Origin of the sequence: Streptomyces sp. NPDC051563 (assembly GCF_044454225.1) — a bacterium.
Lineage (GTDB): Bacteria > Actinomycetota > Actinomycetes > Streptomycetales > Streptomycetaceae > Streptomyces.
In genome coordinates, this window is record NZ_JBITDL010000001.1 from 282,602 (window position 1) to 295,705 (window position 13,104).

Here is a 13,104-nt window from a genome sequence, read left to right on the forward strand (position 1 = left end):
ACCGCCCGCGGTGGGTCGCACCCCCAACCCATAAGCCGGACTTGGGATTTCAGCTCATAACTGTCGTTGGACGTGATGGGTGGGCTCCTCGACGCTCCCCTTATGACCACCACCACGCCGGCCCGCACGACCGCGAGGACGGCCGCCCTCGTCAGCGAGATCCGTACGGTCGTGGACCGGGGGCTGGCCCCCGACCTGACCGCCTACCTGGTCGGTGAGCGCCTCGCCCCGCACCTGGGGGCGCCCGGTCTGCTCACCGCGCAGCAGCGCGAGGGGCACCCGGACCGCTACCGGCAGCACGTCCTGCACGCGGAGCCGGACGGCAGCTTCTCCGTGGTGGCCCTGGTGTGGCTGCCGGGTCAGGAAACCGCCGTCCACGACCACGTCTCCTGGTGCGTGGCCGGGGTGCACGAGGGCGAGGAGAGCGAGCTCCGCTACCGCCTCGCCCCCGCCACGGCCACCACCGGAGCCCGCCTGGTGGCGACCGAACACGTGGTCAACGGCCCCGGTGACGTCTGCGGGTTCGCCCCTCCCGGGGACATCCACAAGGTCCGCAACTCCTGTCGCACGAAGGCGATATCCCTGCACGTCTACGGCGCCGACGTCGTACGCCTGGGCAGCAGCGTCCGTCGCGTCTACACGCTCCCCACCGGCTGATGGCCCTCCTCAACCGCCCGGTGCGCGGGGCGGGATCACTGGTTCCGGTCGATGTTTCACGTGAAACATCCTCACCCCGGCCCGGGTTGGGCCTCGCCGCGGCCGGAGTCCTGGTCGCCTGGTCGGTACACCGGCTGGCGCCCTGGGCCCCGATGCTGACAGTGTCGGTGGTGCTCGGCATCACCGCGGCGCACCTCCCCGGCCTACGGGGCTTCGTACGGGGCCCCGCCCGCCCGGGACTCTCCCTGGCCGGGCGGCGCCTGATGCGGATCGGCATCGTCCTGCTGGGCCTGGCACTGGGACTGGACGAGGTGCTCCGGCTGGGCTGGGCCACCGTGGCGATGGTGGCCGGGGTGGTGGCGGCGACCTTCCTCGGCACCCTCTGGCTGGGCCGGCGCCTCGGACTCCCCGGGGACCAGCCGCTGCTGATCGCCACCGGCTACTCGATCTGCGGGGCCTCGGCCATCGGCGCCGTCAGCCAGGTGTCGGGCAGCGACGAGGAGGACGTGGCCACCTCGGTGGCCCTGGTCACCCTGTGCGGAACCCTCGCCATCGCGGTGCTCCCGCTCCTGCAGTCCCCGCTCGGCCTCTCCGACCCGGACTTCGGCCGCTGGGTCGGCGCGAGCGTCCACGACGTGGGCCAGGTGGTGGCGACCGCCCAGACGGCCGGCCCCGGCGCCCTCGGCGAGGCGGTGCTGGTCAAGCTGATGCGGGTGGCCCTACTGGCCCCGCTGGTCGCCGCGGTGGCCTTCTCGGTACGGGCCCGCAGGCGCGGAGTGCGCACACCCTCGGGACGCAGGCCGGCTCCGGTGCCGCTGTTCGTGGCCGGCTTCCTGGCGGCGGCCGCGCTGCGCGCCACCGGGGTGCTGCCCGGCGCGGCACTGGAATGGGCGCACACCGCCCAGGAACTGCTGCTGGCCGCCGCCCTGTTCGGCCTGGGCAGCGCGGTCCACCTGCCCACCCTGTCCCGCACCGGCGGCCGGGCCGCCCTGCTGGGTCTCGCGGCCTGGGTGGTGGTGGCCGGAGCCTCGTACGCGGGCGTCCTCCTCACCACCTGACCCCTGGGAATCCCCAGCGCCGCCCACCCCCACCGCCCGGTACTCTGTACGCGCCAGGTGGGTTGCCCGAGCGGCCTAAGGGAACGGTCTTGAAAACCGTCGTGGCAGCGATGTCACCGTGGGTTCAAATCCCACACCCACCGCACCAGGTCAGACGACGCGCTGACCAGAAGGGGTGTCCCTCACCAGGGACACCCCTTCTGCGTGCTCCCGGGCCCCGGGGTCACGGGCGGATCAGGGCATCGGCGGCGGCCCGGGCGAAGCCGTCGGGGTTGTCGAGCATGATGTTGTGCCCGCAGTCCGCGACGGGGACGACCGCCACCCCGGCCGCTTCCAGGGCCTCGGTCCCGGGGAGGCCGCCGTCCTCGGCCGGGAACAGATAGCCGCGCGGAACCTTCAGCCGCAGGAGCAGCTCGCGCATCGTCGGCGTCGTGCCCGCGGCCAGATGAACGGCGCTGCGGTGCAGGGCGACGCGGCCCGCCAGCCGCATGGTGGACCACCAGTGCTCGCCGACCCGGTCGCGCACCTCGGCCCACCCGCCGGCCAGGAACTCCCCCACCGGTGTCGCGCAGGCCGAACAGGGACCCGAAGGCGGCGTAGGAACGCCCGTTGTAGAGGTCCGCGATGTCGGCGGCTTTGTTCCAGCCGCGGTCAGTAGTCCTTGAGGGTGATGGAGTTCGCGGCCTTCTGGATCGGCTCCATGACCTTGGCCATCATGCGTTCCTTGCCCGGCAGGCGGCCCAGGACGGAGAGCAGGGTCAGCTGGATCGAGATCTGGCGCTTGGTCCGCATGACCATGTGCTTGACGTTCGAGGGGCCGAGCTTCTGGTTCTCCTCCGCGAAGCGGCGCATCTCGCGTTCGTACGCCGCGAAGCCGGCCACGTGGTCGCCGCCGGCCGCAGCGAGCTCGCCCGCGAGGACGTAGGCGCCGACCAGGGCCAGGCTCGTGCCCTGGCCGGAGGCGGGCGAGGCGCAGTACGCGGAGTCGCCGACCAGGGCGGTGCGGCCCTTGGACCAGTGGTCCAGGTGGGCCTGGCTGAGGGAGTCGAAGTAGAAGTCGGGGGCCTCGTCCAGGGCCGCGAGGAGCCGGGGCACCTCCCAGGCCTCGTCCGCGTACGCCTCCGCCAGCAGCTTCTTCTGCCCGGAGACGTCGTGCCGGTCGTACTCCAGTGGCTCCGAGGCGAAGAGGAACATCGCCTTCGCGCCGGTGTCCTTGGCGGTGCTGTACGTCAGGGCCGTGCGCAGGGGGGAGACGTAGGTCAGCTCCCAGCGGTCGAGGTCGAGGTGGTTGGGGACGCTGTAGATCGAGACGTAGTAGCCGAGGTCCCGGATGAAGCGCTCCTCGGGGCCGAAGACCAGCGCCCGGGTGTGGGAGTGCAGCCCGTCGGCGCCGACGAGCAGGTCGAAGACGCGGTTCGCGCCGCTGTCGAACGTGACCTCGATGCCGTCCGTGGTCTCCGTGGCGGAGGCGATGGAATCGCCGAAGAGGTACTCGACGCCGTCGGCTCCGTCGATGGTGAGGTCGTAGAGGATCCGGTTCAGGTCGCCGCGCAGGATCTCCGCGTCGTGGCCCGCCCGGCCGCCGAAGGTGTCGCCGTCCAGCGTGGCCACCCGCTTGCCGGCCGCGTTGACGATGGAGCCGCCCTGGACGTCGGTCCGCTGGGCGCGGACCGTGTCGAGGACCCCGGCGCGGGAGACCACGTCGAGCGCGGCACCGCGGATGTCGATCTTGTACCCGCCCTCCCGAAGGGCGGGGGCGCGCTCGACCACGGTCGGCCGGAATCCGTGGTGGCGCAGCCAGTGGGCCAATGCGGTGCCCGCGATGCCCGCACCCGATATCAGGACGTTTCGGTTCTGCATGGAACTTGGTCCCCCGACCATGAGAAGAAGATCCGCCGCGCTGTGGGTGGAGCATGCGGGGCGGGCATGTCGCGTGTCAACAGCCTTCTGTGGAAGGGGAGATGGAGCGTTTCCGGCGCACGCCCGGTGCATGCCCGGCGCGGTTTCCAAGCGGGGATCCGAGGGGCCGGAATTATGCGATTAGCCCCTTTGAGTGGTGTTTGTCGGAAGATCGGCGCGGGGCGTGGAGGCGCTCCGCTTGCGCCCGCATCATGACGAATGTATTCAGATCCGCCCGTCGGAACATCGCGAAAAGAGGGACCCGTCATGGCTCACCGCAGCACCATCACGTCGATCTGGACCACCGTCCTCGCGGCCCTCATGGCCCTCCTTGCTTCCCTCGGCTTCGGCGGCAAGGTCGCCCAGGCCGCCGCCACCCCGCTCTCCTCCTCGCCCGCCGCCCCCGCGGCCGTCGCGGTGAACCGGCCGGCCTTCATGGCCCGGCGGACCTGGAGGGCGATGATGCGCGGTGGTTCGCTCCCGCCCACCATCAAGCAGCGCATCCGCGCCGAGGCCCACGGCAAGACCCCGTCCGTCCGCCGCTCCACCACCGCCCTGGCCGCCGGCTCCGGAGCCGAGTTCGAGTCCGCAACGGGCGGCGACGGAGTCCGCAGTGCCACGATCGCCGCAGCCGTCCGCGTCGGGGCCGCTCGCCGGGACATGGCGCTCGCCGCTTAGCGCACGGCACGGGGCACCCGGATCACCCGGAGCGCTCGGAGCAGCACCTGGAGCACTCGTACCGCGAAGAGGCGGCACCCGTGGGCCACGGGAACCGTTCTCAGCAGGACCCGCAGAACCGTACGTAGCAGGACTCAGGACGCAGGATCCGTTGACAGCAGGCCGCAGGCCGCAGTGCGCGCAGGTGCAAGGTGTAGGGCCCAGTGCGCGGCGCCCGGTATGCAGGACACGGCGGCAACCAGTCCCATGATCAGTACCAGTACCAGTACCACCAGCAGGAGTACCCGGCGTGCCCGATACCCGGTACGCCACGGGATGCAGGACGCAGGCCACAGCACGCAGGAGCAAGCAGGAGCAAGCAGCGCCAAGGCAGCAGAACGCGAGAACAGCCCCGCAGCAGGCGCTGGAGCCCGGTCGGTCGGTGTGAGCAGGCCGCGACCGCGGATCGTGCCGTGAAGGTGCCCCGGAGCGGGGCACAGTGGGAAGGTCCCGGCGAGCGCCGGGGGCGTGCAGGGGGCGTGAAGCTTGGCAGCGCAGGGCCGTAGGCCCGGGAGACGGTGGGGTTCCCGGACGGCGCGGCCCTTTTTGGCATGTCCGGGGTCGGCCGGTTTGGCGGAACGGTTCGTCCCTTGCCCGGCAGGGGTTTCAGCGGGTCTCAAGGCGCTGACCTGGGGCGCCGGGGGCGCGAATGGGGTTTATCCGATGTTGGTCATGCTTGCGGGGGAATCGAGGGCTCCGGGGTGGTTCGCCGGGGATTCGGTGGGCAACTCTGGTCCTGCGACGTCGTCACCACACGGAATGACCGAGGCGGTCGGCCAACTGCCTTGGAGCAAACCCCACTTCGGTTTTCTGGAGGATACAGACATGGCAAGCATCCGTACCGCCCGCGTCATCGCCGCCGTCGCCGCTCTCCCCCTCGCCGTCGCCCTCTTCGGCGGGGTGGCATCGGCCGACAACGGCTCCTTCGCGAACGACGGATCGAATGCGAGCGTCGCCAGCATCATCGGCAGCGGCGTGGGCGGCAACAACCACGGCAACTCCTCCACCTCGCAGCAGGTGGCCACCGGATCCGGCGCGTCCAACCAGAACAACACCGCGCAGGTCAACGGTTCGGCCTTCACCGCGATCGACCAGCACAACTCCACCGTCGCGGTGAACTTCTACCGCTGGTGGTAGTCGCGGCCTGAGCCGCACCGACTCTTGAGGGCGCCTGCGCGACCGGACCGGCTGGGGTCCGGTAACGCGGGCGCCCTCGGGCGTTTTACGTGCTCCGTCACAACGCCCCGGCCTTGACATCCGCCTGGAATCTGACGGACAGTCAGCTCAACTTGCTGATGCGATGCCGGGAGGCCAGCGCCGTGCACCTCGCCCCGACCGAAGGCCAGTTGCGGCTCCGCTCCGAGCTGCGGGAGTACTTCGGAAACCTGCTGCCGGACGGGGTGCCCGAGGACCCCGCCGAACATCGCGCACTCCTGCGCCGCATAGGCGCCGACGGACTTCTCGGACTCGGCTGGCCCGTCGAGTACGGAGGCCAGGGCCGCGGCCCGGACGAGCAGTTCGTGTTCTTCGACGAGGCCTACCGGGCCGGCGCCCCCGTCTCCATGGTCACGCTCAACACCGTCGGCCCGACCCTGATGAAGTACGGGACGCAGGAGCAGAAGGACTACTTCCTGCCCCGGATCCTCAAGGGCGAACTCGTCTTCGCCATCGGCTACTCGGAGCCCGAGGCGGGCACCGACCTCGCCTCCCTGCGCACCAGGGCCGTCCGCGACGAACAGGACTGGCTGATCGACGGCCAGAAGATCTTCACGTCCAACGCCCAGAACGCCGACTGGATCTGGCTCGCCTGCCGCACCGACCCGGAGGCTCCCAAGCACAAGGGCATCTCCATCATCCTGGTGCCCACCGACGACCCCGGCTTCTCCTGGACCCCGATCGACACCGTCGGCGGCCTGACCACGACCGCCACGTACTACGACTCCATCCGCGTGCCCGCCGGCAACCTCGTCGGCCCCGAGCACGGCGGCTGGGGGCTGATCACCAACCAGCTCAACCACGAACGCGTCGCCCTCGCCGCCATCGGCATGCAGGCCGAGGACTTCTACCGGGGGGCGCTCGACCACGCCCGCACCCCCGACCCGGTCACCGGCGAGCGTCCCGCCGACCGCCCCTGGGTGCAGTCGCGGCTCGCCGAGGCCCACGCGCGCCTCGCCGCCGTACGCCTCCTCAACTGGCGCCTCGTCCAGGACGTGGGCGCCGGCACCCTGGCCCCGGGCGACGCGAGCGGCGTGAAGTTCCTGGGCACCGAGTCCACCGTCGAGGTGTACCGGATCTGCCAGGAGGTGGTGGGGGAGGAGGCGCTCGTCCGCGGATCCGGCCCCGGGGTCTTCGCGGGCGGGGAGCTGGAGCGGATGAACCGGGCCGCCCAGATCAACACCTTCGGGGGCGGCGTCAGCGAGGTCCAACGGGAGATCGTCGCCATGATGCGGCTCGGCATGAAGGGAAGGAAGCGATGACCGCCAGGCCCGCCACCGAAGCCACGGCAGCGGCACCAGCAGGAGCAGGAGCGGAGGCTGAAGCGGCAGCGGAGTCGGCGCGCTTCCACACCCTGCTCGCGTCCTTCGAAGGGCAGCCCGCCGCCACCGCGGGCCGGGGCAAGGACGCGGTCAACGAGCCGATGATCCGCCACTGGTGCGAGGCGATGGGCGATGCCAACCCCGCGTACACCGGACCGGACGCCATCGCCCCGCCCACCATGCTCCAGGCATGGACGATGGGCGGGCTCTCCGGTCACAGCGACCGCTCCTCGGCCTACGACGAGCTCCTCGCGCTGCTCGACGGCGCGGGCTGCACCTCCGTCGTGGCCACCGACTGCGAGCAGGAGTACCTGAGGCCGCTGCGCCCCGGCGACGCGATCACCTTCGACGCCGTCATCGAGTCCGTGTCGCCGCGCAAGACCACCAAGCTGGGCACGGGCCACTTCGTGACCACCCGCATGGACGTCCGCGCGAACGGCGAACTCGCCGGAACCCACCGCTTCCGGATCCTCAAGTACGCCCCGGCGGCGCCGAAGCCCACCGCACCGCCGAAGCCCACCGCACCGCCGAAGCCCGCCGCATCGCCGAAGCCCACCGATTCCCAGAAGCCCGCCCAGCCCGCCCGCCGCCCCCGCCCCGTGATCAACCGCGACAACCAGGGCTTCTGGGACGGCGTCCGCGAGCACAGGCTGCTGATCCAGCGCTGCACCGCCTGCGCGACGCTCCGCTTCCCGTGGCTCCCCGGCTGCAACACCTGCGGAAGCCCGGACTGGGACACGGTCGAGGCGTCCGGCTCCGGCACGGTGTTCAGTTACGTGGTCATGCACCATCCGCCCTTCCCCGCCTTCGACCCGCCCTACGCGGTGGCTCTCGTCGAACTCGCCGAAGGGGTCCGCATGGTCAGCAACATCACCGGCGTCCCGTACGACAAGGTCCGCATCGGACTGCCCGTGCGCCTGGAGTTCCTGCGCGTGGACGAGGAACTGGAACTGCCCGTCTTCCGGGGGAGCGAAGCCTGATGGACTTCCACCCCACCGAGGAACAGGCCGCCGCGGCCGGACTCGCCGCGCAGATCTTCGGCGACCTCTCCACCCACGACCGCCTGGGCGCCGCCGGCACCGGCAGTGACGCCGAGCTGTGGAAGGCCCTCACCGCCGCCGGGCTGACCGCCGCCGTCGAGGACGTCGGCCTGCTCGGCCTGGTGCTCCTGCTGGAGGAACAGGGCCGCACGACCGCGCAGGTCCCGTACGCCGCCACCTGCGTCTACGGGATCCTCGCCCTGACCCGGCACGGAACCGCCGAGCAGCGTGCCCGGCTGCTCCCCGCGCTGGGCTCCGGCGAGGCGGTCGCCACCGGTGCCTTCCCGGACCGCAGCCGGATCACCGCCTCGCCGGACGGCCGGCTCACCGGCGGCGCCCTCGCCGTGCCGTGGCTGCGCGAGGCCACGCACGTCCTGGTCCCGGACGGGACGGGAGCCCTGTGGCTCGTACGGACGGACGCGCCCGGGGTGCGTACGGAGCCGGTGGAGACCACCGCCCCCTGGTCGGCCGGCAGCCTGACGCTGACCGGAGCCGAGGCGGAACGGGTCGGCGGAGAGGGCGCCTGCGCGGACGTACTGGCCGTCGCGCGGACCGCCTTCGCCGGCCTCCAGGCGGGGGTCTGCGCGGGCTCGCTGGCCCGCGCCGTGGAGTACACCTCCACCCGCGAGCAGTTCGGCCGGCCGCTCTCCACCAACCAGGGCGTCATGCTGCGCGCGGCCGACGCCTACATGGACACCGAGGCGATACGGGTCACCGCGTACGAGGCGGCCTGGCGCGTGGACGAGGGGCTCCCCGCGGGCGAGCACGCGCTGACGGCGGCCTGGTGGGCCTCGGAAGCGGGCAAGCGGGTCGTCCACGCGGGCCAGCACCTGCACGGCGGCATGGGCGCCGACCTCGACCACCCGGTCCACCGGCACTTCCTGTGGGGGCGCCAGCTCGACGCGTACCTGGGCTGCGGCAGCGAACTGCTGGCCGAGCTCGGCGCGGTCCTGTCCGAAGACACCTCCGAGGGGGACGAGGCATGAACATCGGCGACACGCTGCCGCCGCTGGAGATACCGGTCACCCGCACCCTGATCGTCGCGGGTGCGATCGCCTCCCGCGACTACCAGGACGTGCACCACGACGCGGTGCTCGCGCGGGAGAAGGGCTCCCCGGACATCTTCATGAACATCCTGACGACCAACGGCCTGGTCGGCCGCTACATCACCGACCACCTCGGCCCGCGCGCCGTCCTGCGCAAGGTCGCGATCCGCCTCGGAGCCCCGAACCATCCCGGCGACACCATGACGCTGACCGGCACCGTCACCGCCCTCGACGGGAACACCGCCGAGATCCGCGTGGTCGGCGCCAACGCCGTCGGCCACCACGTCACGGGCACCGTCACCGTCACGCTGGACCCCACGGCGGCCGGCACCACCGCCCCCGGCACCAACGCCCCCGGCACCCCGGAGGGCACGGCATGAGCGTCCGCACCCGTGACCAGCTCGGCGGCCGCGCCGCCATCGCCGGCATCGGCGCGACCGAGTTCTCCAAGGACTCCGGCCGCAGTGAGCTCAAGCTGGCCGTCGAAGCCGTCCACGCGGCCCTCGACGACGCCGGGCTCACCCCCGCCGACGTGGACGGCATGGTCACCTTCACGATGGACACGAGCCCCGAGATCACCGTCGCCCAGGCGGCCGGCATCGGGGACCTCTCCTTCTTCTCCCGCATCCACTACGGCGGCGGCGCGGCCTGCGCCACCGTCCAGCAGGCCGCCCTGGCCGTCGCCACCGGGGTCGCCGAGGTCGTGGTCTGCTACCGCGCCTTCAACGAACGCTCCGGCCGCCGCTTCGGCTCCGGCGTCCAGCAGCGCGAGCCGTCGGCGGAGGGCGCGGCGCTCGGCTGGTCGCTGCCCTGGGGGCTGCTCACCCCGGCCTCCTGGGTGGCCATGACGGCCCAGCGCTACCTGCACGCCTACAACCTGACCCCGGAGGCCTTCGGCCACGTCGCGGTCACCGACCGCCGGCACGCCGCGAACAATCCGGCCGCCTATTTCTACGGCAAGCCCATCACCCTCGCCGACCACGCGGCCTCGCGCTGGATCGTCGAGCCGCTGCGGCTGCTCGACTGCTGCCAGGAGACGGACGGCGGCCAGGCCATCGTGGTCACCACCGCCGAACGGGCCCGCGACCTGCGGCAGAAGCCGGCCGTGATCACTGCCGCGGCCCAGGGCGCGGGCCGCCGGCAGGAGGCCATGTCCTCCTTCTACCGGGACGGCCTCACCGGGCTCCCGGAGATGGACGTGGTAGCCCGCCAGCTGTGGCGGACCAGCGGACTGCGGCCCTCGGACATCGACGTCGGCATCCTCTACGACCACTTCACGCCGTTCGTGCTGATGCAGCTGGAGGAGTTCGGCTTCTGCGCACCCGGGGAGGCGGCCGGTTTCGTGGCCGCGGACGCGCTGCCGCTCAACACCCACGGGGGGCAGCTCGGGGAGGCGTACCTGCACGGCATGAACGGCATCGCCGAGGCGGTCCGCCAGCTGCGCGGCACCTCGGTCAACCAGGTCACCGGCGCCGCCCACGCCCTGGTCACGGCCGGTACCGGAGTTCCGACCTCCGGCCTGATCCTGGGCGCGGACGGCTGATCCGCCCCGCGCGGGAGGCCGATCTGGCCCCGTGCGGCCGCCCTCGGAAGCCCCGTAGCCCCACCCGGAAAGCCCTGTGGAACCCCCGCGGAAGCCCCGCCTCCTCCACCTTCAGGAGGTGGGGCGGGCCCCGGCCCTACAACCTGAGGCGGATCCCGTTTCGGCACTTGCGGCCGATCCCACGAGGCCGCGCCGCTCCTAGCGTGGAGGCATGACCACGCCTGTGTGCACGCTCGCCTCGAATCCGACGCCGTACCCGTCGTTCTCGGCGTACGTCCGGACCCGCGGCACGGTCCTGATGCGCACTGCGCGCTCGCTCACCGCCAACCCCTGCGATGCGGAGGACCTCCTCCAGACGGCGCTGGCCAAGACCTACGTCGCGTGGGACCGCATCGAGGACCACCGCGCCCTGGACGGGTACGTCCGCCGGGCCCTGGTCAACACCCGCACCAGCCAGTGGCGCAAGCGCAAGGTCGACGAGTTCGTCTGCGACGAGCTCCCCGAGGCCGATGGACCGGCCGCCGCCGACCCGGCCGAGGCGCAGGCACTGCGTGACGCGATGTGGCGCGCGGTGACCCGGCTGCCCGACCGGCAGCGGGCGATGGTCGTCCTGCGCTACTACGAGGACCTGAGCGAGGTCCAGACCGCCGAGCTGCTCGGCGTCTCCGTGGGCACGGTCAAGAGCGCCGTCTCCCGTGCGCTCGTCAAGCTCCGCGAGGACCCGGAGCTGACACCCGTCCGCTGAGCTGACCCCGGTCGTCCGTTGTTTCACGTGAAACAACGCGCCAGTTTCCACTGAGCCGGGCCCCGGTCGTCCGTTGTTTCACGTGAAACAACGCGCCCGTTTCTACTCTTGGGTAGTGACATGCCGACCGGTACGTGCGCAGAATCGCAGCATCCGTAGCCGCCGCAGCGCCGCAGCGCTCACCGGGAGGACGCTTTGCTGAGCACCATGCAGGACGTACCACTCCTCGTCACCCGCATACTGCAGCACGGGATGACGATCCACGGGAAGTCCCAGGTCACGACCTGGACCGGGGAGGCCGAGCCGCACCGCCGCAGCTTCGCCGAGATCGGGACCCGTGCCACGCGCCTGGCCAACGCCCTGCGCGACGAGTTGGACGTCCGGCAGGACGACCGTGTCGCGACGCTCATGTGGAACAACGCCGAGCACGTCGAGGCGTACTTCGCGATCCCCTCCATGGGTGCCGTCCTGCACACGCTGAACCTGCGGCTCCCTCCCGAGCAGCTGGTGTTCATCGTCAACCACGCGGCCGACAAGGTCGTCCTGGTCAACGGCACCCTGCTGCCGCTGCTCGTCCCGCTCCTGCCGCACCTGCCGACCATCGAGCACGTCGTGGTCGCGGGCATCGGCGACCGCTCCGCGCTGGAGGGCCTCGGCGTGCGCGTGCACGAGTACGAGGAGCTCCTGGCGGGCCGCCCGGACACCTACGACTGGCCCGAGCTGGACGAGCGCCAGGCCGCGGCCATGTGCTACACCTCCGGCACCACCGGGGAACCCAAGGGCGTCGTCTACTCCCACCGGTCGATCTACCTGCACTCGATGCAGGTCAACATGACCGAGTCGATGGGCCTGACCGACAAGGACACCTCCCTCGTCGTCGTCCCGCAGTTCCACGTCAACGCCTGGGGCCTGCCCCACGCCACCTTCATGACCGGCATCAGCATGCTGATGCCGGACCGGTTCCTGCAGCCCGCCCCGCTCGCCGACATGATCGAGCGGGAGAGGCCCACGCACGCCGCGGCCGTCCCCACCCTCTGGCAGGGACTGCTCGCCGAGGTCACCGCCAACCCGCGCGACCTGACCTCGATGAAGCAGGTCACCATCGGCGGCGCCGCCTGTCCGCCGGCCCTCATGGAGGCCTACGACAAGCTGGGCGTGCGCCTCAACCACGCATGGGGGATGACCGAGACCTCCCCGCTGGGCACCATGGCCCACCCGCCGGCCGGTCTGACTCCCGAGGAGGAGTGGCCGTACCGGATCACCCAGGGCCGTTTCCCGGCGGGCGTGGAGGCCCGGCTGGTCGGCCCCGGCGGCGACCTCCTGCCCTGGGACGGGGAGTCCGCGGGCGAGCTGGAGGTCCGCGGCAGCTGGATCGCGGGCGCCTACTACGGCGGCGCGGCCGGCGAACCCTTCCGCCCGGAGGACAAGTTCAGCGCGGACGGCTGGCTCAAGACCGGCGACGTCGGCGTGATCAGCCCCGACGGCTTCCTCACCCTCACCGACCGCGCCAAGGACGTCATCAAGTCCGGCGGGGAGTGGATTTCCAGCGTAGAGCTGGAGAACGCGCTGATGGCCCACCCCGAGGTCGCCGAGGCGGCGGTCGTCGCCGTCCCCGACGAGAAGTGGGACGAGCGCCCGCTGGCCACCGTCGTCCTGAAGGAGGGGGCCACTGTGGACTACGCGGGACTGCGCGCCTTCCTCGGGCAGACGATCGCCAAGTGGCAGCTGCCGGAGCGCTGGGCGTTCGTCGAGGCGGTGCCGAAGACGAGCGTCGGCAAGTTCGACAAGAAGGTGATCCGCAAGCAGTACGCGGAAGGCGGCCTCGACGTCACCAGGCTCGACTGATCCGCCCGCGCCCCGGG

At 71.7% G+C, this 13,104-nt stretch carries 12 protein-coding genes, 1 tRNA gene and 1 pseudogene; 12 read left to right on the top strand and 2 right to left on the bottom strand.

Translation table 11 applies throughout. The features are described 5' to 3' along the window. The first annotated feature begins 102 nt into the window (after positions 1 to 102). From ACIA8F_RS01320 to ACIA8F_RS01330, 3 genes are all read left to right on the top strand, one after another. Positions 103 to 657, top strand: coding sequence for a cysteine dioxygenase (locus ACIA8F_RS01320; RefSeq protein WP_399376098.1), 555 nt, complete (start codon positions 103 to 105; stop codon positions 655 to 657). Next, positions 657 to 1,715, top strand: a complete 1,059-nt coding sequence (locus tag ACIA8F_RS01325; protein WP_399376099.1) for a YeiH family protein — start codon at positions 657 to 659, stop codon at positions 1,713 to 1,715. Before ACIA8F_RS01320 ends, ACIA8F_RS01325 begins: the two co-directional genes overlap by 1 nt. A 56-nt stretch (positions 1,716 to 1,771) precedes the next feature. Next, positions 1,772 to 1,858 (top strand) — tRNA-Ser (locus tag ACIA8F_RS01330). Between the two features lie 80 nt (positions 1,859 to 1,938). On the opposite strand, the pseudogene ACIA8F_RS01335 reads toward ACIA8F_RS01330, so the two are convergent. Both ACIA8F_RS01335 and ACIA8F_RS01340 read right to left on the bottom strand, forming a co-directional pair. Next, positions 1,939 to 2,274, bottom strand: a pseudogene (locus ACIA8F_RS01335) (alpha/beta hydrolase); the annotation flags it as partial. 92 nt (positions 2,275 to 2,366) lie between these two features. Continuing rightward, entirely contained in the window at positions 2,367 to 3,575 is a 1,209-nt protein-coding gene (locus ACIA8F_RS01340; RefSeq protein ID WP_399376100.1) for an FAD-dependent monooxygenase, read from the bottom strand. Positions 3,576 to 3,881: 306 nt separating this feature from the next. On the opposite strand from ACIA8F_RS01340, the gene ACIA8F_RS01345 reads away from it, so the two are divergent. The 9 genes from ACIA8F_RS01345 to ACIA8F_RS01385 all read left to right on the top strand — a co-directional run bounded on the left by ACIA8F_RS01345 (position 3,882) and on the right by ACIA8F_RS01385 (position 13,087). After that, the gene (locus tag ACIA8F_RS01345; protein WP_399376101.1) at positions 3,882 to 4,292 is read left to right on the top strand and encodes a DUF6344 domain-containing protein; all 411 of its coding nucleotides are present in this window, start codon (positions 3,882 to 3,884) and stop codon (positions 4,290 to 4,292) included. An 864-nt stretch (positions 4,293 to 5,156) separates the two neighbouring features. Continuing rightward, entirely contained in the window at positions 5,157 to 5,468 is a 312-nt protein-coding gene (locus ACIA8F_RS01350; protein WP_399376102.1) for a hypothetical protein, read from the top strand. A 182-nt stretch (positions 5,469 to 5,650) separates the two neighbouring features. Beyond that, positions 5,651 to 6,808: an acyl-CoA dehydrogenase family protein gene (locus ACIA8F_RS01355; RefSeq protein ID WP_399376103.1), complete on the top strand. Its 1,158-nt coding sequence runs from the start codon at positions 5,651 to 5,653 to the stop codon at positions 6,806 to 6,808. Positions 6,809 to 6,969: 161 nt separating this feature from the next. Next, positions 6,970 to 7,848 (top strand): bifunctional MaoC family dehydratase N-terminal/OB-fold nucleic acid binding domain-containing protein, encoded by an 879-nt coding sequence (locus ACIA8F_RS01360; RefSeq protein WP_399376253.1) that lies wholly within the window; start codon positions 6,970 to 6,972, stop codon positions 7,846 to 7,848. Next, entirely contained in the window at positions 7,848 to 8,894 is a 1,047-nt protein-coding gene (locus tag ACIA8F_RS01365; protein WP_399376104.1) for an acyl-CoA dehydrogenase family protein, read from the top strand. Before ACIA8F_RS01360 ends, ACIA8F_RS01365 begins: the two co-directional genes overlap by 1 nt. Further along, positions 8,891 to 9,334: a MaoC family dehydratase gene (locus tag ACIA8F_RS01370; RefSeq protein WP_399376105.1), complete on the top strand. Its 444-nt coding sequence runs from the start codon at positions 8,891 to 8,893 to the stop codon at positions 9,332 to 9,334. Before ACIA8F_RS01365 ends, ACIA8F_RS01370 begins: the two co-directional genes overlap by 4 nt. Next, the gene (locus ACIA8F_RS01375) at positions 9,331 to 10,497 is read left to right on the top strand and encodes a lipid-transfer protein (protein ID WP_399376106.1); all 1,167 of its coding nucleotides are present in this window, start codon (positions 9,331 to 9,333) and stop codon (positions 10,495 to 10,497) included. Before ACIA8F_RS01370 ends, ACIA8F_RS01375 begins: the two co-directional genes overlap by 4 nt. Before the next feature lie 211 nt (positions 10,498 to 10,708). Beyond that, a complete protein-coding gene (locus ACIA8F_RS01380) occupies positions 10,709 to 11,242 on the top strand; it encodes a SigE family RNA polymerase sigma factor (protein WP_399376107.1) in 534 nt (177 codons plus the stop codon). 195 nt (positions 11,243 to 11,437) lie between these two features. After that, the gene (locus ACIA8F_RS01385) at positions 11,438 to 13,087 is read left to right on the top strand and encodes a long-chain fatty acid--CoA ligase (RefSeq protein ID WP_399376108.1); all 1,650 of its coding nucleotides are present in this window, start codon (positions 11,438 to 11,440) and stop codon (positions 13,085 to 13,087) included. The last annotated feature ends 17 nt before the right edge of the window (positions 13,088 to 13,104 follow it).

What these genes read in the sequence shown, in the direction of transcription:
- ACIA8F_RS01320 (WP_399376098.1), top strand. Translation starts at nt 103, where the DNA reads ATGACCACCACCACGCCGGCCCGCACGACCGCGAGGACGGCCGCCCTC.
- ACIA8F_RS01325 (WP_399376099.1), top strand. Translation starts at nt 657, where the DNA reads ATGGCCCTCCTCAACCGCCCGGTGCGCGGGGCGGGATCACTGGTTCCG.
- ACIA8F_RS01340 (WP_399376100.1), bottom strand. Translation starts at nt 3,575, where the DNA reads ATGCAGAACCGAAACGTCCTGATATCGGGTGCGGGCATCGCGGGCACC.
- ACIA8F_RS01345 (WP_399376101.1), top strand. Translation starts at nt 3,882, where the DNA reads ATGGCTCACCGCAGCACCATCACGTCGATCTGGACCACCGTCCTCGCG.
- ACIA8F_RS01350 (WP_399376102.1), top strand. Translation starts at nt 5,157, where the DNA reads ATGGCAAGCATCCGTACCGCCCGCGTCATCGCCGCCGTCGCCGCTCTC.
- ACIA8F_RS01360 (WP_399376253.1), top strand. Translation starts at nt 6,970, where the DNA reads ATGATCCGCCACTGGTGCGAGGCGATGGGCGATGCCAACCCCGCGTAC.
- ACIA8F_RS01365 (WP_399376104.1), top strand. Translation starts at nt 7,848, where the DNA reads ATGGACTTCCACCCCACCGAGGAACAGGCCGCCGCGGCCGGACTCGCC.
- ACIA8F_RS01370 (WP_399376105.1), top strand. Translation starts at nt 8,891, where the DNA reads ATGAACATCGGCGACACGCTGCCGCCGCTGGAGATACCGGTCACCCGC.
- ACIA8F_RS01375 (WP_399376106.1), top strand. Translation starts at nt 9,331, where the DNA reads ATGAGCGTCCGCACCCGTGACCAGCTCGGCGGCCGCGCCGCCATCGCC.
- ACIA8F_RS01380 (WP_399376107.1), top strand. Translation starts at nt 10,709, where the DNA reads ATGACCACGCCTGTGTGCACGCTCGCCTCGAATCCGACGCCGTACCCG.